The sequence below is a fragment of the Marinomonas sp. A3A genome (genome assembly GCF_018336955.1).
Classification (GTDB): Bacteria; Pseudomonadota; Gammaproteobacteria; order Pseudomonadales; family Marinomonadaceae; genus Marinomonas; species Marinomonas lutimaris.
Genome location: NZ_CP025532.1, coordinates 2,216,823 through 2,240,411 on the forward strand (window position 1 = coordinate 2,216,823; position 23,589 = coordinate 2,240,411).

Genomic DNA, 23,589 nt, shown 5'->3' on the forward strand with positions numbered 1-23,589 from the left:
TAATTGCATCGGTTTCAATGACTTAATAGGGCATTTAAAATATGGCAATTCATCCTCAAGCAGGGCAGCTTGCTTCTCACGATATCCTTGTAAACATTCCAGAGCTGATGTCAGCTTATTACACAAAAAAGCCACGGGTAATCACTCATCCAGATGAACGTGTAAGCTTTGGCACATCCGGTCATCGTGGTAGTGCTTTATTAACCAGTTTTAACGAAAGTCATATCCTAGCCATTGCTCAGGCGATTGCGGAATATCGCTTGTCCAAAAACATTACTGGTCCATTGTATTTAGGTAAGGACACACACGCCTTATCGGAAGCCGCTTTTCAAACGACAGTGAGCGTGCTCACGGCCAATGGTGTTCGTGTACGAACTCAGTTAAACGGCGGCTATACGCCAACGCCGGTTATTTCCCATGCTGTGTTAACACACAACAAAATACAAACAGACACTAGTGATGGCATTGTGATTACGCCTTCTCACAATCCACCAGAAGATGGTGGTATTAAATATAATTCCAGCAAAGGTGGCCCAGCAGACAAAGATATTACCGATTGGGTAGCAAAAAGAGCGAATGAATTACTAGAGGCAAACCTTAAAGGCATAAAACGCTTCTCTTTAGATGAAGTGGAAGCCAGCGGTTTAATAGAGCCTTTTGACTACATTAATCATTATGTGAATGATCTTGAAAATGTCATTGATATGAAAGCCATTGCTGATGCAAAGATTCGCATTGGTGTGGACCCGATGGGCGGCTCAGGGATTCATTACTGGGAACCTATTGCGAAAAAATATGGCTTGGATATTACTGTGGTAAATAATGAAGTGGATCCTACATTTTGCTTTGTTCCACGTGATAAAGACGGACGCATCCGCATGGATTGTTCCTCACCTTACTCCATGCAAGGTTTGTTAAAGCTAAAAGATGACTTCGATATTGCAGTGGGTAACGATCCTGATTATGACCGTCATGGCATTGTGTGTGCAGGCTTTGGATTGATGAATCCAAATGCGTATTTAGCGGTTGCTATTGAGTACTTATCCCAGCACCGAAAGCTGTGGCCACAAGATATTCAATTTGGTAAAACGCTTGTTTCAAGCGGCATGATAGATCGTGTTGTTGCAGGTTTTGGTCGAAAACTTTGCGAAGTGCCGGTTGGCTTCAAATGGTATGTAGAAGGGTTGTACGAAGGTTCTATGGCGTTTGGCGGTGAAGAAAGCGCGGGTGCGTCTTTTCTTCGCAAAGATGCAAGCGTTTGGTCGACAGATAAAGACGGTTTTATCATGGCGCTGCTAGCAGCCGAGATTTTAGCTGTGACAGGTAAAGATCCACAGACACTTTATGAAACGCAAGTTGCTAAATATGGTAAGCCATTTTATAAGCGTATTGACGTTGTTGCTACCACAGCACAGAAAGCATTATTGGGTGCGTTGGATGTAAAAGACGTGACGCAAACCGAGCTGGCTGGTGAAGAAATCATTTCAGTGCTGACTCATGCTCCAGGTAATCATGCGCCTATTGGTGGACTGAAAGTATCTACTGAAAATGGCTGGTTTGCTGCTAGACCATCAGGTACGGAAAACGTTTATAAAATCTATTTAGAGAGCTTTATATCAGAAGAGCATCTTGCCTCACTAGAAAGTGAGGCGAAAGCTTTAGTAGATAGTGTGCTAGGTAGTTAGTCTATATTCTACTTAGATTGAACCTGTCATTAAAAAATGCCGTTTGTTCTTATAAATAGACAAGCGGCATTTTTGTTTTCAGATAATAAGGTAAGTGACATTAAATCTCTGACAACCTAGACAGCCATTTGCCTAATTGAAAGCCCATTTTATCACTGAGCTTTTGTGCAGCGGCTTTTAGTTCTTTAGCGTTATTGTTGTTCATTCTTTTGCCTGCGATGATAACCCAGTTACCACTTCCCGTATCTAAGGCTCTGACATCGTTAAAGTGCTGCTTAATAACGGCGGTGAGGTCATGATTATTCTTTTGATCAATCCAGCAGTTTAAGGCTAACCAACCATCTTCTTTAATGTTTTTGGCGCAGTTTTCAATGAAGCTTGTTTGGAGAACCGCACGGTCCATTCCTTCAGTGTTATAAAGATCCGTCATCAGCAAATCGACTTTTTTCGGCAAGCCTTCTGCCATATAGTCGATGCCATTGGCGACTTCTAAGTTGATGCGCTTGCCTCTGGGTAATTTGAAATACATTTCCGCAGCGTCCATGACTTCTTGGCGTAGTTCTACAGCGGTGATATGAATAGCAGGAACCGTATGATGAAGCGCATTAAGCAAAGTGCCACCGCCAAGCCCTAAGATACACACTCGTTTTGGCTCACAAAACAACAAGGGTAGCATCATGGCTTGAGTGTATTCGTGCTGCAAAATATGTGGCGTAGAAAGGCGAATGCGGCTTTGTTCATCACCTTCGGCAAAAGACAGAATGCGGTATTGACCATCATCAAAAATGCGAATTGGGCCAAGTTCATCGGCGCTGTCATGTAATAACATAGTGTTCCTTCAATAAAAATAGATAAGGCTCGAATAACCGAGCCTTATTGATAAGCTTTAAGCATTTAAAAATTACTCGACGCGTGCTTCTCTGAGATGCTTCAAGATTGCCTGCACTGGATGAGGAATGGCGACATCATCAAAACGTTTTGCTTGGCTACGGCAAGAATAGCCTGTTGCCACTAGCTTTCCGAGTAAACCAGGGTCGGTTACTTTTTCTTTCCAAGACAAGTCATAAATGGTTTTCGAGGTTTCTTTATTGGCGGTTTCATGACCATAAGTCCCCGCCATACCACAACATCCGACGTTTTCGACTTTTAGTTCAAGTCCTAAAATGCTATAGACTTTTTGCCAGTCTTGAATTGACGCTGCCGCATTGGTTTTTTCTGTGCAGTGGGTCATTAGGTGGTAAGTCGAGTCATCGCACATTAAAGGTTGCTTAATAAGATGCGCACTTTTCTTCATTAGCCATTCTTGCATCAACTGGATGTTAGGTATTTGTCGAGTATCACTAAAAGCTTTGGTGTATTCTGAACGATAAGTCAGCGTCATCGAAGGATCAATGCCTATAAATGGCAAGCCATAGAATGCCAAGCTTTGCAGCATATCTAAGTTCTTACGAGCAGTGCGGTTAAAAGCTTTCATGAAACCATGTACATGCAATGGTTTGCCATTAGGCATATAAGGCGCAAGATAAGCTTGGAAGCCTAGACGACTTAGAGTTTCCATAGTGTCTAGTACCAATTCGGTTTCAAAGTAACTGGTGAAAGCATCCTGCACCACAATTACAGCGCGGGTGCGGTCTTTGGGACTTAACGATTCAATAGCCAGAGGTGTCGCTAGGCGAATGCCACGGCGAGACATTTCTTTTTTCAAATTGAGCTTGCTCAGTTTGGGGTTATCGGCCAAACCTATGTATTTGCTACTGAAGTGATTCACCCAACTACGGCTTACCAACCAATTGTATGGCTGCGGAAATATCGCCATGGTTGGCATCATGAATTCTAACGAGCCAATAAGATAATCTTTGGCAGGTCGCAAATAGCGGCTGTAGTAAAGCTCCAAGAATTTTGCTCTGAATTCTGGAACATCGACTTTAATTGGGCATTGTCCGACACAAGACTTACAAGCTAAACAGCCCATCATAGAATCATGTACTTCGTTGGAGAAGTCATAGTCTCCGCGACGTTTCGCTAGCGTGTTTTTAAGTCTTGGAAAGAAGCTGAAAAGAAAGTTGCTGTCTTTGGCGTCTTTGCTGGCTTTAACCGTATCAACGCCTTGTTGGCTCATTCCACGTAGCCATTCGCGCATTAATGAAGCACGACCTTTTGGCGAGTGACGACGATCTCGGGTGCCTTTCCAGGAAGGGCACATGGCGTCATTGGGATCGAAGTTATAGCAGGCGCCGTTGCCATTACAGTACATGCCTTCTTGAAACTGATCACGATTCTGCAATGGAATCTGACGGTCAAATTGGCCACGTAACGGTACTGCATCGATTTTTAATAGATCCGCACCGAGTTCAAACGGCGTGGCGATTTTACCAGGATTTAATTGGTTTCTTGGATCGAAAGCGCCTTTCACTTGTTGAACGCTAGGATAAAGTTCGCCGAAAAAAGCGGGGGCGTATTCAGAGCGAACGCCTTTACCATGTTCACCCCAGAGTAAGCCATTGTATTTCTGCGTTAGCGCAACTACTTTGTCGGTGATTTCGCGGATCATGTGCTCTTGGGATTCGTCTTTAAGATCAAGCGCAGGTCGAACATGCAGAACACCTGCATCCACATGACCGAACATGCCATATTGAACCTTATAGCTGTCTAGAACGGCGCGAAGTTCCATAATAAAGTCTGCAAGGTTTTCAGGCGGCACGGCGGTGTCTTCAACGAATGGAATAGGGCGTCTCTCTCCCTTGGCGTTACCGAGCAGACCAACCGACTTTTTACGCATTGCCCAGAGCTTGTTAACGTTGTCGTGCCCCATGGCAATGGTATAACCCAACGTACTGCTTCCGCCTTGCGCAACTAAGGCATCAAGTTTGTCAGTGAGAACTTTGATTTTGTTAGCAACGTCTTGTTCATCATTGCCGGTGTATTCAACAAGGTTAATCCCTTGGATATTTTCTCCCGCTTTTTCTGGGAAAAACTCAGCAACAGAATTCCAAATGATATCGCCCTTTGCAAGACTAAGCACTTTAGAGTCGACAGTTTCGATAGAGGTTGGCTTGGCGGCGAGCAGTTCACGTGCATGACGAAGCGAGCCTTCAAAACTGTCATAGCGAATATTGACCAGAGCCGCATAAGTCGGAATAGCCAGAAGATTTACCTTGGCTTCGACAATAAAACCTAACGTGCCTTCGGATCCGCAAAGCACCGAGTTCATATTGAACTGGCCATCCTCTGTGCGAATGTGAGCCAAATCATAGCCGGTTAAACAGCGGTTAAGTTCAGGGAAGGTTTCTTTAATTTGTTGGGCTTTGCTTTTCTGAATGTTATCAACAACACGGTGAGCGTGGGCAGAATAATCGCTACCGCTTTGGATGTTAGTAAGTGTCTCGTCATCAATAGGAGAAGATTCTAATAGATGCCCATCTAACAATACGGTTTTGAGTGAAAGAACGTGGTCTCGCGTTTTTCCATACATTACCGAGCCTTGTCCGCTGGCATCGGTATTGATCATACCGCCAATAGTCGCTCGGTTGCTGGTAGATAACTCTGGTGCGAAAAACAAACCATGGGGCTTAATCGCTTTATTAAGCTGATCTTTTATCACACCAGCTTCAACACGAGCCCAACCTTCTTCGGGGTTAATTTCCAAAATACGGTTCATATGCTTGGATAGATCAATCACTAATCCATCCGTCAGCGACTGACCGTTGGTGCCAGTGCCGCCACCTCTAGGGCTTAACACAACATCGTTAAATTCTTCTTGGTTAGATAACTGCACCAACAACTGAATATCTTGGGTATTCTTTGGGAAGATAACTCCTTGAGGTAATACTTGATAAATTGAGTTATCGGTCGACAAAACAACGCGGTTGGCGTAATCAGGATTGGTGTCTCCTGAGAATCCTGAAGCTTTCAGGCGTTCTATGAAAGAAAGGTATTTGGCCTGAATGGGTGAGACTTCAGAAAGCTTTGGAATCATGTTTCATCTCCACAAATGATGAGTGCGCAGATTTTAACAAAGAAACGCCTGTTAGAGTGAATTTTCTGATGCGAAAAAAATTGCTGAACATACGCTAAAATTTCATAGGAATTAATATAATGCGTACAATCATGAGTAAAAATGTTACCTATGAAAATCAAATTTTCGAAATTCTCGCAAGTGACAGGTAGTTGATATTTAACTGACTTCGTAAAGTAATACATTAATGCCACATGACTCGTTGCGCCGAAAACTAGGTGGTTAACTCCGAGTTTCAATTTTTCTTTTATATAGACTTGTTTATGTAGTCATCATTAATCGTATTTTGAATGATGCCTATAAACATGCTAACCAAGATAAAAGGAGAAAAATTATGCCTATAACAGATAAATCTCAAATTTCTCAGGATGAAAAAGGTATCTGTGGTTTTACATCAATGATCCAGATGTTGATCGATAACCATAAATTAACGCTGAGTGATTTCATTCGTATTTATGGTACAAGTACGGCATTTGCTGATGAATGGCTAAGAATACAAATAGACCACGACAGATTAGAACTTAATGCAAATGTTGCGACAGCGCTTAAACAATCTTTACTTTTTACTGGAGACTTTGGTGCAAAATATCAAATATCTCTAGACCAGTTATTAAAGGAAAATCATTGGGACTGGAGTGAAAAAACTGGGTTTGCGCTCATACCTGAAGCAATCTGTGATTATGTTCTTAGAAAATTTCGTATGGAAATGATGATCGAAATTTACAGCCCTTATAAAACCATGGATCAGCTTTGGTCTAGTACAAGTAATAATCTAGGGTCTGGAATATACGGAATTATGACAGATAATGGTGTAGGTCCTAATAAAGACCAAATTCAGCACTATATCTATATTGATAACAATGGTGTGCTGATGACGTGGCAAAAAACGGGTCAAACTGCTAAACAGGCACTTATAGATAACGGCTTTACTAAAGTTGTGACAAGGCTTTATCCAAAATAAGTGACAGTAAAGCCTATCTGATATCATTGAATTTACTCACCAAAGCCAGTCATACCTTATGACTGGCTTTTTATTTAATAGACTAATATTTCTGCCAGCATGGCCCTTAGTTAAATAATCACTTACATATTAAAGGACCTGATTCAATATGCGCTTTGGTTATTGATCCTAGGGACTGTATGAATAGTCATCTAAGTCTCAGGCTTTCAGAGAAAATCGGCAATTAAGACGTGATGTTGAAGGTACGGTAGTGCCTTTGAAATATCGTAAAGATGAGTAACTATTTCTCTGGGGCCCCCAAGGGCATGGTCTAAAAGCATGTATTCTTTGTTAAGCACTTCATCAATAGGTCTCTATTGAGATGCAGTGTTTGCCTCGAATAGCAAGCTTTTATCCATGATGCCTACATAGATGTAGGCTATTAGGGGATTTTATGACACTTGCCTAGCCTGATTAACAGCATTTTCACGTATGTGCTCAAATTTATTGAACGCTTGAGCCACTTTTTCGCTTTCCGAAAGGGAAAGAGAAATGGCGGTGCGACATTCTGGGTTTGAGCATTTGAAACTTTGTCCCGCTAGGAGCAACATAGACTCCATAAAAATAGGCGAATGACAGTCAGGGCAATTAATTTGGATTTTGACACTCATTTTATTCTCCTTTTATCTACTATTTATGTTCAGTCTTTGGTGGGTAACGGAACCATGTTTTTAGTAAATATATCCAGAATGGCCGTCATGCCCTTGGGTAAGGGTAATTGACCTGCGGTAAGACTGACTTCATAGTTGGCGCCAGATGAGGCATTACCAGAATCCTTCCCTTTACTAGACAATGTACCGTGCAGTTCAGTATCAAATTCATGAGCTTTGTAATTGTTTGATATTCCTTTCGCATTGGAACGTTGTTGTCGCTCGCTAGAAGTTTCTCTAGTGAACTCACGTGAGCTTTTGACTTCCATTTGAAAAGAGATTTTTAGAGTTTCAATCGCCAGTGAGTTAATGGGTATTAGAGTCATCAACGGAATCGAAAAATCCATTTTAACGGGTGATTTACTGTACGTCCCCTGAGCTGTGAGTACTTGTCTTTCCATTTGAAAGGTTATCATAATGGGCCGTAGGCTTTCGTCATCCTCAGAGATCTTTTCGAAGCAGTTGTTAATGATAAATTGTGTTTGGGATTGGGCAATCATGGCGTTCGCATCGGTCGCAGCTTTTAATGGCGCGCCAATGAGAGCCTTCATGGGCAATCCTGAAAATTGGTTAGCAATATTTTTTGTTGCCATAATTTTTTTCCTACCTCTAATCCATATTTGAATATCACCTAACCTGGTATTTGCGCTCTTAATGTTCGTTCGTAACCTTCAATTAGTCGTTTTAGCCCTTCAGGTGGTTCACTTCCTGTTAGTGTGATTTCTATCCGAGTGTTTGACGATTCCTGTTTCTCTCCTTTACCACCTAAGAGACTTTTCTTCTTGTTAGGATCGGGAAAGGAAACCATCAGTTTTCCGTCGGTATTTGTAGTGACTTCCAGTTCTGTTGAAAATTTAACTTCTGTAATTCTAGGGGAAGAAATGGGACACAGAGCCAAAATGGGAATTTCGGCAGTGACATTTTCTATGCCATCTGCAGTACGACTGGGAAATTCCATCGAGCAGGTTTTTGGTCTTAATACTGGTTCAGTATTATGAGGGTCTTTGGGATCATTTCTTTCTTCTTCATCAAAAAAACGTTTAATAAAGTCGATAGTTTCACCTTCAACTGATTTTGCAGCGTCTTTTACACTTTTATGTATTGCTCGCATTAATGCTTGAAATTCAATCATGATGTTTGCCCTTTGCGTCAATGAAATGAGTCAAAAAATGTAGTGGAAGCAGGCTAAACCTACTTCCACTAAGCTGAGGAATTAGCCGCCAGCAGGAGGTGGTGTTGCACTATCGTCTTTCAACATGATTGGGTCGATGTTTTTAGTGAAGGCATTGATGATAGTTGTGACACCCGTTGGCAACGGAAGCTGACCGGCATGTACATCTACTTCATATTTTGCCTGATTAGAGGCTTCGTAATGTTCTTTCTGAGAAGAGGTTGATTTACTGTTATGGGAAACAGAACCATGTACCTCAACAGAAAACAGGCCAGCATTATATTTCGCAGTAATGTCAGCTTTAGCCGCTGTTTCTTGTTCATTGCTGCTTTCATTATCTTTTGATGTGGAGCTTTTCACTTCCATTTCAAAGTGAATTTTTACATCATCAACAGCCAATGAGTTCAGCGGAATCAAAGTGAGTAGGGGCAAGTTAAATTTCACCGTTGCGGTGGGTGGTGTCGCAGCGGTACCATCTTGTTTCACAATAGAGCGAGTGATGTTGAAAGAGACCATAATAGGCTCTAGATCATCCCCCTTTTTATCGAAGCAGGTGCTCAACATAAATTGCGTTTGAGTACGCGCCATCATGCCATTGGCATCCGTTGCGGCTTTCAGTGGTGCACCGAGTAAAGATTTCATCGGTAAACCGCTAAATTGCTGGGCCATTGAAACTAATCCAGACATAGTATTTCTCCTTGATTTTCAATTTTTGGGTAATAACAGAGCAGCGTTGTTTGCTTTGTTATTTCTATCGTTATGTCTGACATCACCTTGCTCTGTTGTTTAATCTCCTTACGTCCTTTCTTTCAAAGTGTGGCGACGAGTTGAATCAACTTATCAGAACTGTGTGCTTTGTATCGAAGGGGCGACATAACTATAGATTCAGATTAGAGAAGCTAACGTTATAAAACTTGGTTGAATGAACTAACTTTTATCCGCGATTTGACTTGTTTTAAACGCCCTCATTAACGTGTCCAAAGATCCGTCTTTTTCTCCCGAAATTTGCGTTTTTTCACCGATCAAGCTGAGCCAGTTTGACAATAGTGTTGAGGTCCTATTTATCAATAAAAGGAGAGAGACATGGATAAATTAACCTTATCAGCAACGGTTGGTGTAAGTGGCGTAAATCAGCATGATGACGTGTTGAATGTACAAAAAGCCCTGAATCTAATCGCCAATAAAATAGGTTTGAAAACGCCTCTTATCGAGGATGGGAGCATAGGAGAATATCCGGCAAGGACTAAGACTTGTCAGGCCATTGCTTTGATGCAAAAAACATTACTTGGCTATCAAAATCCTGATATGCGGATCGATGTAGATGGTAAAAGTTATCAAGCTATAAATAATGCTTTATCTGGTGAGCAAACGGATGAGATAAGTTTATTTTTACCTAAAATCGTGCCGCAAGAAGGTATTACTGAAGAAGCTTATCAGCAGGCATCACAACTATTGGCTTGTGAGGTGCCAGCCATTAAAGCGGTGTCTGATGTGGAATCGTCTGGCTCTGGCTACTTTTCAAATGGAACTCCTTGCTTACTCTTTGAAGCTCAGCATTTTTCTAAGCTAACCAATCATCAATATGACGAGTCTCATCCTGATATTTCGTCGCCAAATTGGAATCGTTCACTTTATATCGGTGGAATAAAGGAATACATGCGTTTGCAAAAAGCCATGATGTTAAACCGTAATGCTGCTCTGCAATCTGCTTCCTATGGTCGTTATCAAATTATGGGCTTTAATCATCAAGCCGCTGGTTATGCTGAAGTAGAGTCCTTTGTACGCGATATGTTCCTAGCGGAAACCCATCATTTAATTGCATTTGTGAACTTTATCAAATCTAACAAGTTCTTGCTTGATGCAATACAGCAAAAAGATTGGCCAACATTCGCTCGTTATTACAACGGCAGTGCGTATGCGAAAAATCAGTATGACGTAAAACTTAAAAATGCTTATGAGCAGCATGCTCAATAGTGCACGGATGCGACTAATTGATTCATTTTAAATACACAAGGAGTAATTTATGGACAAATCAAATCATGCACATATCGCAAAAGCATACAATGAATATTATGGGAATGGACTTTATGCCAACCGTTACCCCAAGGCTAATCCCAATGTAACGGATCGCGTTCTTGCTCATACGGCTCCATTAACGGAGACGTCGAACGTTCTAGATTATGGGTGTGGGAATGGGCGCTATTTACAGCAAGTTTTAGAGCACACATTGGCTCGTACAATTGGCTTTGATGTAAGTGAGGTGGCCATTCAGCAGGCGAAGAATCAACTGCAGCCTTATCTGTTTCGTGTTTCTTTGTTTAGCTCGCGAAACACCTTAAACCGTGCCTTATTACATACATCTAAAGTGGATGTGGCTTTACTTTTGTTTGGCGTTTTAGCCCATATCGAAGGTAAGGAAAATCGTCGTGAAGTGCTCAGTTGGTTATTCGAGCATTTAAAATCTGGTTATGGACATTTGCTCGTATCAGTTCCTAATCGATTACGTCGCTTTTGGTGGTTACAACTAAAAGTATGGTTACTTGGATCGCCTAAGACCAAAGAGGGTATTTGTTATGAGCGAGGAGGCGACTCACAAAAAATATCACTTTACTACCATCTTTATACTTGTAAGGAATTAATCGAAGAGCTTGAAGATGTAGGATTTGTGATTAGGCGAGTGAGTGCCGAAAGCTTTTTCCCAGAAAAATGGGTTATCCGTTATTCATGGCTGGCTCGTCTAGATTGGATGCTATGCGAAATTCTCCCCGCATGGATTGGGTACGGTATTTTAGTGGAAGCAAGGAGGCCATTATGAGACAGATACCTTCTATTTTATGGTGGTTTATTGCTTTATTAATTAGCACTCAGGTTCATGCTGAAGAACTACTTGATAAAGTTCGTGACTCTGGGCGATTGGTTGTGGGGGTAAAGGTTGACTATCCCCCTTGGGGAATGCTTAACGATTCGGGGGGGAATAGTGGATTTGAAGCCGATCTAGCTCAGCAAATTGCAGAAGCAATTGGGCAAGACTCAGACGAAGTCGCTGTGGAGTTTAAAACCGTCAGTTCTGCTAATCGCTTTCGTAAATTAAACGACAAAGACGTAGATATATTGATTGCCACAGTAGGAGATACGATCCAGCGTCGCCATCAGGTAAATATGGTACAGCCCCATTATTTTAAAAGTGGGGTGCAGGTGTTGATGAAAAAAAAAACAGTCCTGTATATCAGTGGTCTGACCTGATAGGCCAGCCTGTTTGCCTTACTGCTGGTGCCTATTTTAATAAAGTACTTGTGCAAAGCTATAGAATCAATCCGGTGATTATGATGAGTAATCGTGATGCTGAGCTTGCCTTATTAACTAACAAGTGTGTTGCTTGGGCTTATGACAGCGGTATTTTATTCCACCTTGCTAACCAACCGGAATGGCATGCATACCAATTGGGCCTAGAGACGATTCTTCCTGTTTATTGGTCTATTGTGACACGCAATGATAAAGAATCGATTTCATTGAATCATTGGTTGTCTCATTATTTGCAAACCTATATTCGCTCCGGTGGATTGGTAGACTTAGCCAATAAGTGGCAGCTACCTGAGCGAGAATATCTACTAGCTCAGCGATCTAAGTGGTTAGAAAAAGATGAGCAGGGAAGATGGCATTGTGATGTTGGGCAGGTACGAACAGCGGAAAATAGAGACTGCCTCCCTGAACCATTAGAGTTCACTAGTATACAGTATTCATCTTTTTGGCCATTTGATAACTTTGATACACAAAGGTTAATACAGTCCCTTTTAAATACTGCATTTTTTACTTTGTTCGCTGTGATATTAGCCCAAGGACTTGCCATTTTATTTAGCTTTTTAACATTGAAGAGCCCATGGGGGTTGGGTCATGTTGTTGCTTTTGTTACTAGTGTACAAAGTTCTATTCCACCTATTTTGATGTTGTATCTGGTGTATTTCGGCGCATTGCCTTACTTAATTGCCCCAGATAAAACACATTTATTTAGTGGTGGTGCTGTGTCGTTAATAATTTTGTCTTTATATACTGCGGCAGGAATTAACAATCTAGTTTCCGCTGGCTATCCTGCTAAATCCTCTTTGTTAAATTTGTATTTGCAGCATCAAGTAGGGGTCCGAGCGAATCTGGTGAATTTAGCTAAAGCAGCAGGCATTGCAAGCGTCTTAGCATCACCTAATGCCGTGCTGGTCATAAATAGTCTCGTGTCTGGATCTGGTCATCCGCTATTACTCATGACGCTTTTAGCGCTCTTTTATTATACCGAAGTGATGCTTTTTGTAGCATTAATCAATTATGTAGTCCACCGTTTGGAAGATTATTTATCACCTGATTCTGAAGATATATTACAGCTAACACAGGAGGATGTGTAATGTGGAATGAATTCCCTTTTTCTGTTGTGCAGATATTTCTAGATGCATTTACTTATAACCTTGCGATTGCTGCATTAGCGATGGCAATTGGGAGCCCTATAAGCTTTTTATTGGGTTATATGTCGACTCTTTCAAATAAGTTGTTGATATTTGCACTTAAAATTCTCAAATCATTATTCTGTAATGTCCCGAGTTTTGTTTTGTTATTCTACTTTACGTTAATAGTGCCATCACAGTTGGATGTTCTTGGTGCTATTTGGTTTATCACACCATTTACCAAAGCCGTGCTTGCACTCTCTATTCCAGTAATTGGTTATTACAGTGATGTATTTGAGCAAATACTAAGAGGGAAAACACACTTTTCACTAGCCACGTTTAAGCAGTTTTTCATTGTCATTCTGATGGCTTCTACCACGGCATCTGTCATTGGTGTTCCTGAAATTATGGCAACAGCCAATGCTTATATTGCCTCAAAAGGGGATGTTAGCATGATGCTAAAAGTCTATTTTGTGGTGGTGCTAATTTTTGTTATCAGTGGATTGTGTATCCAAATATTGTTTTACATATTTAACCGCATGTACGGTTTTACCTTTGCGAAAAAATATTCATGGAATAGAGAGGAAGAAGATGAAAATAGCGCAACAAATTCTTCCAATTAATGGTAATCATTTAAGATGGCTAGCAGTATTGCTTTGGTTATTGGCAGGCGCTCTTATGCTATGGTCTTTTTATTGGCAGGAAAACGTAGATGTGAAAATAAGGCAGCATCTTGTCATGCAAAGTAAGCAAGCAATGCAGCAAATTGAACAAGATTTGAAAAAAATCTTCATTCAAGATAACAAAGAGTTTAATGAAGATGAATTGCTATCCATTCAAGACCCCCAAACTCGTGAAAGTATAACGAAAGGAGTTAATCAAGCTGTTTTAAGGCTGAATTTAGGAGCGCAGGGGTTTGGTGTACTTATTGCTCGTTCAGGAACACTACTTGCCTATCCCGATTCAAGGTTATTAGGGACCAATGCATTGCTCGTTCTCGCGGGTCACAATAATCTTTTAACCCCCATTGTTCAGCAGCTACAACGAGGGCAATTAATGACATTCAGTCACCCTGTTACAGGGAAGGAGTTGTGGATGGTGTTGAGTTATGTTCAAAGCCTAGATGCGGACTTAGGGCTGATTATTGATGCAGAGGAACTCCGTAACAGAGATGGTATGTTTTACTGGCAATGGGATAGTGTATTTTTTTTATTTCTAGCCGGAGGCGTCATACTACTGGGTAGTTGGCGATTTCCTGAAGAACCTAATCTCATTACTCGTCGCATATTCGTGGTTATTTCTGCGAGTTTGCTTAGCTTTTTGATTACTCTCTGGTATGAAGCATTAGACGATATCCCTCTTCACGAGGGAGAAACCTTGCTTGTGGATAGAGAGAGTACAGAACTGGCTTGGCGACGCTCCAAGGAAAATGTAGTAGGAGAGTTAGATGAAGTGTCCCAACCGATACACATAGAGATACATCATATTCAACTAACAGATGCTAGTGAAATAACTTTGTCAGGTAATGTGGTGGTAATAGGGAATGCTGATTCGTCACCTCCTGTACAAATACAAGATGCTATAAGCAGTACATGGCATTTACAGCGTCAGCTGGACGATATTCAGGAGTGGCATTTCGTGGTCAAACTAAAGCAGTCGATGGATTATCATGCCTTTCCTTTCGACCAGGATGTATTGACTCTCACACTGTTAGCTCCAGCTACAGTTGAGAATTCGATATTGACCCCATTATTTAGTTCATACAATAGTATGGCTATACAATCGCTTCCAGGAATTATGACGGGAGCTCGTGCTACTGGTGGATGGAAAATTGAGCAGGCTTACTTTAGTTATCATAGTGTATCTCTATATCCAGATAATCAGTTTCTAGGACTGAGATACAATATTGCTGTACAAAGAGGGCTGGTAGGGCCACTGATTAGTCATGTAATGCCGTTATGTGTCATTAGCTTTTTAACTTATTGCATGTTGCTTCTTTGGACAAAAGACAAAAAGAAACAAGCATTATGGGGGTTTAGTACCGCAACTGAATTACAATACAGCGCATCTCTATTCTTTATTTTAGTAATATCTCACGTTGCTTTGAGAGAATCATTGAACGTTCAGGGTGTAGTATTTATTGAGTATTTCTATTTTATTTCTTATTTGCAAATTATTCTTATTGCTATCGGCTCTTTGTTATATACTTCTAAAATAGACATAGAGACAATGAGTCAAAAAAACTCGCTACTTTTAAAGCAGTGGTATTGGCCTAGTATTTTTATCATTTGTATTGCTCTCACTCTATTATTTTTATAATAGAGTGAGAGTGCTTATTTTTAAACCTCTGCGAATAAACAACAGAGGGAAGGGCTAACTCGGTCAATATAAAAAAGTTTCGTTACGCTTCCTTTGTTTTGTTCTATACTGTCTTGGTGTACACCCTATATAGCGTTTAAACATTTTTTCAAAATGACTGAGATCGCTAAAACCTGATTGCATGCAAATATCGGTAATACTTGTAACAGGAGATGCATCAATTTTAAGTTTCGCAAAATGAATTCTAGTATGATTCAGTAAAGTCTTAAACGGCATATGCAAATACTTTCTGAATAGGTAAGAAAGATGAGAAGGGCTGGTGTATGCTGAGCTGGCCAATTGATCTAGAGATATCTCATCAAGATAGTGCTGACTTAGAAATAAAAGAGCTTTGTAAATGCCTGCGTGCATACATTTAAAGCATTCTAGATTTTGACTTAGAATTTTGTCTACTATATTTTGTTGGCTGAATTGTAAAGTATTGTCAATGATACCTAATGATAGAATATCCTTTTCTGTAATTTCTTCGTCACAATATGATGCCAAAAAGAGAATAAGTCTCTGCAGCTCAACAATATTTCCAGGCCAATTATATTGATGTAGCAAGGCCAACGCTGAATCTGTAACATCTATATTAGCTTGTAAGCCAGATAGAATAAAGCCAATGTGGTCAGTAATATCTTCTATCCGTTCTCTTAGCGGTGGAAGGTGAAAATTGAACTGTGGAGTTACTGGTCCCATGAGTTCAGCGATGAATTGACGATGTTCCTGTATAAATAATGGTTCAACGCAAGAAATGATCAAGCGAATATTGTTTTCTTTTAATTTTTTAGAAAAGTCTTCTAATGCAAATAAGAAAATCAATTCGTCTTTTTTTTCGCTGGATAAATCATCGACATCTTCAATATAAAGTGTCCCATTCTTAGCAAGAACAATGCTTTTAAGTAGGTTATCCTTATAAAAAGTTGAGTTGTTTATATTGGCTGGAATAGTAATGAATTTACCTGGTTTATCACTACTCAGGTGGTGAATATGCCAAGCAACCGTTGTTTTTTCACAACCATGTTCACCCGAAATGAAGATAACGTACACTAGCTCTGAAGCAAACTCTATTTGCTTTTTCACTTTCTTAATGGCTGCCGAATGTCCAATTATTGGATAATTCTCTGGTTTATTTGCATCAATCAGGTTTTGGGTAATGGTTAAATGATTCAGGCGGGGGCTAGGGGAGTGTAGCTCATTTATCATAGTTTAATTCCTTTTATGATTGTGTATGAGCTTTAATCCTAGGCTTCATTAATTGCTTTTGAATTGGTGATTTTAATGGAGTATTCGGCGTAAATACGCATTTTTCATCAAATCATATGAGGAAATTCGTTTCTTGGTATTGGTAAGGGGCTCTAATTGAGAGCTCAGTCGCAAATTTTTGCGACATTGTTGTTGCTTTTAATAAGTTACATCCTATGCTTTCATTCTATTTATCTTATAACTGGGTTTAATTGTGTCCTTCGTTCACTCTATTAACTTATCTTTATTCGAAGAGAAAAGTACCCATAAAGGCTGCTTTGAATTAGACATTTATCGTGGAGACCTTGAGCACCCCAATGCCCCTGGCAATAAATGGCACAAGCTCCAATATCATCTTAAGGCGGCAAAAAAACAAAACGCCTCTGTGATCGCGACCTTTGGTGGACCTTTTTCAAATCATCTTCATGCTTTTGGTATGACACTCAGAATTTTACCTTTTAAAGCCGTTGCTGTTGTTCGGGGGGAGTTACAGCCTAAATTGACTCCTACTTTAAAGGATATGGTCAAAAATGGTGTTGAATTATGGCCCTCTTCAAGATCAGATTATCGGCTTGGAATGAGTTCACAAATAGTCAATGAGATAAATGAACACTACGGAAATGTTTACTGGATTCCAGAAGGCGGTGGTGGGGTGCTTGGAGCAATGGGTTGTCATGATTGGGCGAATGACATTAATGCTATTGATAATAAATACGATGCGTGGGTGGTGTCGTCTGGAACGGGGACAACCGCAGCAGGGTTGTTGTCAAATATCAACACCCCTGATTTACATGTATTCAGCGCACTTAAAGGTGAGCCCGCTCAAAGACGCTTGATTTTAGACTTAGCGAGTAAGCTAGCAGCCGAGTCAATGTCGAAAGAGAGCTTAAATGCAAAGTTGTTTTTTCATGCCGATTGTCACGAAGGTGGTTATGCCAAACACAGTCCAGCTCTAAAGTCCTTCATATCAAAATTTGCCCGTGCAAACCCCAATTATCCACTTGATCCTGTTTATACCAGTAAAAGCATGTTTGCGGTTATTCAAGCAATGCAAAATGGCTGTTGGCCTTATAAGCGTACATTATTTATTCACACTGGTGGTTTACAAGGCTGGCGAGGGTTTTCAAAAGATACTAATCCCTTTACGTACTCTTAACGAGATGGCGATAGTCGACGTCTTCATGTTAAAGTGGCCCAACTTATGTAAAACCCACATGAAAATAAAAACCGTTATACATACTTTAAGTGGGTTGATTTGTTGACATCGATAGACGGGAAGAGAATGACACATGAGTCTTTTTAGACGTGTTGGTATTATTGCTCGATTAGATAAACCTCAGATTCTTGATACGGTTAAGAAACTGATGGAATATCTTCAAGAAAAAGACATTGCGCCGGTGCTGGAAGACCAATTGGCGACCATGATGCCGGGAGTGAAAGTTGCATCATCGGCACTAAAAGAGTTAGGTGATCATTGTGACATGGTCATGGTGGTGGGAGGTGACGGCAGTTTCCTTGGCGCTGCTAGAGCAATATGTAATTACGACATTCCTGTATTGGGGATCAACAGAGGTACGTTGGGTTTTTTAACGGATATCTCTCCGCACAATCTTCAAGAAGAATTAGATCCTATTTTTCGTGGTGAATACCATGAAGAGAAGCGCTTTATGATTGAAGCAAAAATTAAGCGTCAAAATCGTCCCAGTGGCGAGGGCATTGCGCTTAATGATTTGGTTCTCCATCCTGGTAAATCCGCACGAATGATTCGTTTTGATCTTTTCATTGATGATCAATTTGTAATGAACCAAAAATCAGATGGTTTGATTGTGGCAACACCAACGGGGTCTACTGCCTACGCACTATCTGCTGGTGGTCCTATCATGCTGCCTAAGTTGGATGCCTTGGTTTTAGTGCCTATGCATCCGCACACGTTAAGTAATCGACCTATCGTGATTGATGCAAATGCAAGAATCCGCATCGTAGTGTGTGAATCTAACCTTACTTACCCGAGCGTCAGTTGCGATGGCCAGCTTAATATTACAGCGGCGCCAGGGGATGAGATCCACATCACTAAAAAGACGGGGGGAATTCGACTAATACACCCTAAAAATCATGATTTTTATAACGTGTGTCGTGACAAGCTAGGTTGGCAATCCAGTTACCGACCTTAAACCGTTGGGTTATAGTTAAATTTTTAATCACTTTATAAAAATATCCTCTTTAGGGGCTCCATGTATTTTGTCTATCAGTTCAAAGAAACAGAAGACCCTAAAGGGTTAACCGAAGCCTTGTGGCACCATAAAGTGGCACACCAAATTATTTTCAAAGATGGTCATAATGAATTGTGGTTGTTGGATCCAAGCCAATTACCCGCAGTCGAACAACTTATGACGATTTGGAAAGACGATCCAGCGTTGTTGCAGCAAGCTAAAACAGCTTCTTCTGTACTTAGAGCAACCTCTAGAGCTGGGATTCTTTCTCAGCTCAAACTGTCTCCAGTAACGACAATCTTATTATTGCTAACTTTGCTTGTGGCGGTGATTACTCAACTTGGTGCAGACATCAAGACAGTTGGCTATTTTTCTATCAGTCCATTCGATATTAAAAATGGGCATATTTACTTTTATGATTTAGCAGAAGTCTTCTCTAAAGGTGAGTATTGGCGTTTTTTTACTCCAGCATTATTGCATTTTAGTGTGCTCCATATTGTCTTTAACACCTTATGGGTCTGGGATATTGGCGGTAAATTAGAGCGTATTCTAGGGTCGGCCGTTTGGAGTGTTGGTGTTGTCATCATTGCTGTACTAAGTAACGTTTTACAGTATCAGATAAGTGGTTACCCTTTGTTTGGTGGTTTATCTGGTGTGGTGTACGGTTTAATTGGTTTTGCTTGGCTGTTGCCTATTTTAAGCAAGCGTTGGCCAATCATTATCAGTAAACAATTGATGGTGTTTTTTGTCATTTGGCTGGGTATAGGTTATACACCTTTTCCTGCAATGTTAGGACTTGGTAGTATTGCCAATACCGCACATACGATTGGTTTGTTGTCGGGATTAGTGCTTGGTGTTATCTATTGGCTCGCAACCAAACGCCGTCAGAGTTAATTAAACTGGGCTTTTAACTTATATTTTACTTATCAGATTTTAACAACGGCCTGCTTGAACGCAGGGAGATACGAAAAATGAATTTTAAAGAAATGATCGACAATATGTCGCCTGAAGTGTACGTCAGACTGAAACAAGCAGTAGAACTTGGTAAATGGCCCAATGGTGTGAGATTAACGCCTGATCAAACAGAATTATGTCTTCAAGCTGTTATAACTTATGACTACAGCAATAAAGAAGAAAAAGATCGTGTTGGTTACATCGATACCACAGGCCACAAAAACGTCGGCAAAAAAGATCCAACAAAAGAGCAAGATACCATTAAATGGGTTGGCGATGGTCCCGAGGGACAAGTTTGATGTTACAGGGTAACCTTAAAAAAATGTCGACTGAGGTTCGTGATGGCCAAGTGTATTATCATTTGAACCTAGGAAACGATCGTGTACTGGTTAACGATTTGTTAGGTGAAAAAGTTTCTTTGCATCTTGATGGCACGATTCATTGTGTAAATTGCGGCAAGGTGACCAAAAAATCGTTCAGCCAAGGTTTTTGCTTTAATTGCTTTCGAAAGTTAGCCGCCTGCGATACTTGCATCATGAGCCCAGAAAAATGCCATTTTCACTTAGGAACGTGTCGGGAACCTGAGTGGGCCGAGCAGTATTGCATGCAAAGCCATTATGTTTATTTGGCCAATTCATCAGCGTTAAAAGTAGGTATTACCCGTGGTGATCAATTACCCACGCGTTGGATAGATCAGGGTGCCACCCAGGCTAGAGCCTTGTTTAGAGTACAAAACCGACGAATGTCTGGTTTAGTCGAAACCTTATTTAAAACCCAAGTGGCGGATAAAACCAATTGGCGCAATATGCTCAAAGGATCATCAATCGAGATGGACCTTGAGCATGAGCAAGAACGTTTAATCGATCGACTTTATGAAGGTTTAGATTCCTTGCAAAATGAATTTGGCTTGCAGTCCATCACCGATTTGTCCGATGAAAATGAAACTCATCAATTTACCTACCCAGTCTTAGAATATCCGACCAAAATCACTAGCCTTAACGCAGAAAAAACGCCACTCATCGAAGGCACTTTGATGGGAATTAAAGGCCAATATTGGATGCTAGACACTGGCGTGATAAACATTCGTAAATACACCGGTTATCAAGCGACATTGAACTTTTAGGAGAGAGCACATGAAAGAGAGTCAACCTTCAGCGATTTATTTAAAAGACTATAAAGTTCCTCCTTTTCTCATTGATAAAACAGAGCTCACATTTGATCTAGACGAAGCAACAACCATCGTCACTTCGCGTTTACATATGCGCCGTAACCCAGCATTTGGCAAATCAACAGCCCCTTTGATTCTAGACGGTGGCGAAGATGTTAAATTGATTGGTGTTGCTATGGATGACTATGCCTTGCCTCCAGAAGAATACCGCATCAGTGAAGATAAACTGATTATTACTGCGACCGCTGATGAATTTATTCTGACCTGTGAAACCTTAATTGAGCCGCAAAACAACACACGTTTAGAAGGTTTATATCGTTCGTCTTCTATGTTCTGCACCCAGTGTGAAGCCGAAGGTTTCCGCCATATTACTTATTACCTAGATCGTCCTGATGTGATGTCTGTGTTTACCACAACCATTATTGCCGATGAATCTCGTTACCCTGTTATGTTGTCTAACGGTAATGAAATCGAACGCGGAAAAACGGACGAGGGTAAAACAGTTGTTGTATGGCACGATCCATTCCCTAAACCTGCTTATCTTTTTGCTTTGGTTGCGGGTGATCTTACGGTAAAAAATGACGTATTTACCACGCAAAGCAAACGCGAAATTAAGCTGCAAATCTTCACTGAGTCTCATAACATCGATAAAGTCGATTACGCTATGGAAGCACTAAAACGCTCTATGCGTTGGGATGAAGAAACCTACGGACGTGAATACGATCTGGATATTTTTATGATCGTTGCCGTTGATGACTTTAATATGGGCGCCATGGAAAACAAAGGGCTGAATATTTTCAATTCATCTTGTTTGTTAGCCAGCCCAGAAACAACAACTGACGATACTTATTTGCGTGTAGAAGCCATTGTTGCTCACGAATACTTCCATAACTGGTCCGGCAATCGTGTGACTTGCCGTGATTGGTTCCAGTTGAGCTTAAAAGAAGGTTTTACTGTTTTCCGTGATCAAACCTTCTCTGCTGATATGCATTCAGAAACCGTAAAACGCGTAGAAGACGTTTCTTTCCTGAAAACGGCGCAGTTTGCTGAAGATGCAGGTCCAATGGCACACCCTGTACGCCCAGCGTCTTTCATTGAAATATCTAACTTCTATACTCTGACTGTTTATGAAAAGGGCGCAGAAATTGTCCGTATGATTCATACATTGTTAGGCGCTGAAAAATTTCGAGCAGGTTCAGATTTATATTTTGATCGTCATGATGGTCAAGCTGTGACTTGTGATGATTTTGTCGCTGCGATGCAAGACGCTTCCGGGGTGGATCTTTCTCAATTCAAACGCTGGTACTCCCAAGCAGGTACGCCGATTGTCAAAGTGATTGATAGCTTTGACGAAGCAACAGGAACATATCGGTTAACGATGAAACAAGATACACCAGCTACTCCTGGTCAACCAACAAAATTACCCCTGCATATTCCTGTGCGTGTCGGTTTACTTGATGAGCAGGGCGCAGCCTTATCAGCAGAAGTGAATGGCATTGTTGCAGAAGATCATGTGCTGCATTTGAAATCTAGTGAGCAAGTTTTTGAGTTTCGCGGTTTAACTGCGAAGCCTGTGCCATCTTTGCTACGTGGCTTTTCGGCGCCAGTGAAATTACGCTACGACTATTCTTCAAAAGATTTATTGCTGTTGTTGTCTGCTGATACTGATGGCTTCAATCGCTGGAGTGCATCGCAACAATTGGCGGTTAATGAGCTTACAGCGTTAATCAATCAAGTAATTGAAGGAAAAGAATTATCGATTGATTCTCAGTTGGTCCATGGCTTTAAAGCCTTATTAAATGATGAAACGCTAGACCCTGCGATGGTTGCATTGATTTTGGCTTTACCTAGCCAGGCGTATTTGTCTGAACTCGCGAACCCAATTTATCCAGCCGCCATTAAACAAGCACGCCAATATTTAAAAGCTCAGTTGGCTCATGCGTTGTCAACGGATTTTGAACGAGTGTATCGTGAGCATAAAATCCAAGGTGACTACCAAGCGACTGCGAAAGATATAGCGCATCGTTCATTGAAGAACATTGCTTTATCTTACTGGGTTGAGACAAACAATGAGCTTGCTCAACAAGAGGTTGTGACGCAATTCCAGACTGCAAATAACATGACAGATCAATTTGCTGCGTTGTCTATTGCTGTTAACTCACAGCACAAGCAGGCTGCAGACCTATTGGCTGCTTTCTATGAGCAGTGGAAAGAGGAACCATTGGTTGTGAACAAATGGTTAATGCTAAGTGCTAGCCAAGAGCAAAAAATTGCTTTGTCTACTGTTAAAGGCTTGATGGAACATCCGGCCTTTGATTTGAAGAATCCAAACAAAGTTCGTTCTGTACTTGGAGGTTTTGGACAGAGTGTTGCAGGTTTCCATAAGGCAGACGGCAGCGGTTATCATTTCTTAGCTGACCAAATTATTTTATTAAATAAACGCAATCCGCAAATTGCTTCTCGTCTTTGTACACCATTAACTCGCTGGAAAAAATTGCAGCCAGAGCTAAGTGTAAAAATGAAAGCGGAACTTGAGCGAATTTTAGCGGAAGATTTGTCTAAAGATGTTTATGAAGTGATTTCTAAAAGCCTTGCTTAAAACTTAGAAAGCACATATTTAAGTGATTTAAAGCCCTTGCGGATTTTTCCACAAGGGCTTTTTTATGGTTTGCTTGATATTGTTTAGAGAGTTGTCTTTACTAC

21 protein-coding genes are annotated in these 23,589 nt (G+C 40.8%); 14 read left to right on the forward strand and 7 right to left on the reverse strand.

Annotation, left to right across the window (positions count from 1 at the left end; genetic code table 11):
• Positions 1-41 precede the first annotated feature (41 nt).
• Entirely contained in the window at positions 42-1,685 is a 1,644-nt protein-coding gene (gene pgm, locus CYL31_RS10275; protein ID WP_212915174.1) for a phosphoglucomutase (alpha-D-glucose-1,6-bisphosphate-dependent), read from the forward strand.
• 100 nt (positions 1,686-1,785) lie between these two features.
• Here pgm and CYL31_RS10280 read toward each other — a convergent pair whose 3' ends face one another.
• Positions 1,786-2,514 carry a spermidine synthase gene (locus CYL31_RS10280; RefSeq protein ID WP_212915175.1) on the reverse strand — a complete coding sequence of 243 codons (729 nt, stop codon included), beginning with the start codon at positions 2,512-2,514 and terminating at the stop codon, positions 1,786-1,788.
• Positions 2,515-2,586: 72 nt separating this feature from the next.
• Positions 2,587-5,661, reverse strand: coding sequence for a D-2-hydroxyglutarate dehydrogenase YdiJ (gene ydiJ, locus CYL31_RS10285; RefSeq protein ID WP_212915176.1), 3,075 nt, complete (start codon positions 5,659-5,661; stop codon positions 2,587-2,589).
• Between the two features lie 373 nt (positions 5,662-6,034).
• On the opposite strand from ydiJ, the gene CYL31_RS10290 reads away from it, so the two are divergent.
• Positions 6,035-6,661, forward strand: coding sequence for a hypothetical protein (locus CYL31_RS10290; protein ID WP_212915177.1), 627 nt, complete (start codon positions 6,035-6,037; stop codon positions 6,659-6,661).
• A 431-nt stretch (positions 6,662-7,092) separates the two neighbouring features.
• Here the strand turns inward: CYL31_RS10290 and CYL31_RS10295 are convergent, their stop codons facing one another.
• The 4 genes from CYL31_RS10295 to CYL31_RS10310 form a co-directional block, all read right to left on the reverse strand.
• Positions 7,093-7,311 (reverse strand): hypothetical protein, encoded by a 219-nt coding sequence (locus CYL31_RS10295; protein WP_212915178.1) that lies wholly within the window; start codon positions 7,309-7,311, stop codon positions 7,093-7,095.
• 29 nt (positions 7,312-7,340) lie between these two features.
• A complete protein-coding gene (locus CYL31_RS10300) occupies positions 7,341-7,901 on the reverse strand; it encodes a DUF2589 domain-containing protein (protein WP_212915179.1) in 561 nt (186 codons plus the stop codon).
• Positions 7,902-7,981: 80 nt separating this feature from the next.
• Positions 7,982-8,482 carry a DUF2589 domain-containing protein gene (locus tag CYL31_RS10305; RefSeq protein ID WP_212915180.1) on the reverse strand — a complete coding sequence of 167 codons (501 nt, stop codon included), beginning with the start codon at positions 8,480-8,482 and terminating at the stop codon, positions 7,982-7,984.
• An 81-nt stretch (positions 8,483-8,563) separates the two neighbouring features.
• Complete coding sequence (locus tag CYL31_RS10310; RefSeq protein ID WP_212915181.1) at positions 8,564-9,208, reverse strand: DUF2589 domain-containing protein; 645 nt, start codon at positions 9,206-9,208, stop codon at positions 8,564-8,566.
• A 396-nt stretch (positions 9,209-9,604) separates the two neighbouring features.
• On the opposite strand from CYL31_RS10310, the gene CYL31_RS10315 reads away from it, so the two are divergent.
• The 6 genes from CYL31_RS10315 (at position 9,605) to CYL31_RS10340 (ending at position 15,267) form a co-directional block, all read left to right on the forward strand.
• Entirely contained in the window at positions 9,605-10,495 is an 891-nt protein-coding gene (locus CYL31_RS10315; RefSeq protein ID WP_212915182.1) for an N-acetylmuramidase family protein, read from the forward strand.
• A 49-nt stretch (positions 10,496-10,544) separates the two neighbouring features.
• Entirely contained in the window at positions 10,545-11,336 is a 792-nt protein-coding gene (locus CYL31_RS10320; protein WP_212915183.1) for a class I SAM-dependent methyltransferase, read from the forward strand.
• On the forward strand, positions 11,333-11,764 hold the full coding sequence (locus CYL31_RS10325) for a transporter substrate-binding domain-containing protein (protein ID WP_212915184.1): 432 nt from the start codon (positions 11,333-11,335) through the stop codon (positions 11,762-11,764). Before CYL31_RS10320 ends, CYL31_RS10325 begins: the two co-directional genes overlap by 4 nt.
• Before the next feature lie 83 nt (positions 11,765-11,847).
• Positions 11,848-12,912, forward strand: a complete 1,065-nt coding sequence (locus CYL31_RS10330; RefSeq protein ID WP_212915185.1) for a type 2 periplasmic-binding domain-containing protein — start codon at positions 11,848-11,850, stop codon at positions 12,910-12,912.
• Positions 12,912-13,571, forward strand: coding sequence for an ABC transporter permease family protein (locus CYL31_RS10335; protein ID WP_212915186.1), 660 nt, complete (start codon positions 12,912-12,914; stop codon positions 13,569-13,571). Before CYL31_RS10330 ends, CYL31_RS10335 begins: the two co-directional genes overlap by 1 nt.
• Positions 13,540-15,267 (forward strand): hypothetical protein, encoded by a 1,728-nt coding sequence (locus CYL31_RS10340; protein WP_212915187.1) that lies wholly within the window; start codon positions 13,540-13,542, stop codon positions 15,265-15,267. The genes CYL31_RS10335 and CYL31_RS10340 overlap by 32 nt, the downstream gene beginning before the upstream one ends.
• A 63-nt stretch (positions 15,268-15,330) precedes the next feature.
• Here CYL31_RS10340 and CYL31_RS10345 read toward each other — a convergent pair whose 3' ends face one another.
• Positions 15,331-16,515 (reverse strand): AraC family transcriptional regulator, encoded by a 1,185-nt coding sequence (locus tag CYL31_RS10345; protein WP_212915188.1) that lies wholly within the window; start codon positions 16,513-16,515, stop codon positions 15,331-15,333.
• 253 nt (positions 16,516-16,768) lie between these two features.
• On the opposite strand from CYL31_RS10345, the gene CYL31_RS10350 reads away from it, so the two are divergent.
• The 6 genes from CYL31_RS10350 to pepN all read left to right on the forward strand — a co-directional run bounded on the left by CYL31_RS10350 (position 16,769) and on the right by pepN (position 23,485).
• Positions 16,769-17,710 carry a 1-aminocyclopropane-1-carboxylate deaminase/D-cysteine desulfhydrase gene (locus CYL31_RS10350; RefSeq protein ID WP_249411554.1) on the forward strand — a complete coding sequence of 314 codons (942 nt, stop codon included), beginning with the start codon at positions 16,769-16,771 and terminating at the stop codon, positions 17,708-17,710.
• A gap of 133 nt (positions 17,711-17,843) precedes the next feature.
• Positions 17,844-18,725 carry an NAD(+) kinase gene (locus CYL31_RS10355; protein WP_212915189.1) on the forward strand — a complete coding sequence of 294 codons (882 nt, stop codon included), beginning with the start codon at positions 17,844-17,846 and terminating at the stop codon, positions 18,723-18,725.
• A 60-nt stretch (positions 18,726-18,785) separates the two neighbouring features.
• Positions 18,786-19,658, forward strand: a complete 873-nt coding sequence (locus CYL31_RS10360) for a rhomboid family intramembrane serine protease (RefSeq protein WP_212915190.1) — start codon at positions 18,786-18,788, stop codon at positions 19,656-19,658.
• A 77-nt stretch (positions 19,659-19,735) separates the two neighbouring features.
• Positions 19,736-20,017, forward strand: a complete 282-nt coding sequence (locus CYL31_RS10365; protein WP_212915191.1) for a YeaC family protein — start codon at positions 19,736-19,738, stop codon at positions 20,015-20,017.
• The gene (locus CYL31_RS10370; protein WP_212915192.1) at positions 20,017-20,841 is read left to right on the forward strand and encodes a DUF2797 domain-containing protein; all 825 of its coding nucleotides are present in this window, start codon (positions 20,017-20,019) and stop codon (positions 20,839-20,841) included. Before CYL31_RS10365 ends, CYL31_RS10370 begins: the two co-directional genes overlap by 1 nt.
• 10 nt (positions 20,842-20,851) lie before the next feature.
• A complete protein-coding gene (gene pepN, locus CYL31_RS10375) occupies positions 20,852-23,485 on the forward strand; it encodes an aminopeptidase N (protein WP_212915193.1) in 2,634 nt (877 codons plus the stop codon).
• Positions 23,486-23,589 lie beyond the last annotated feature (104 nt).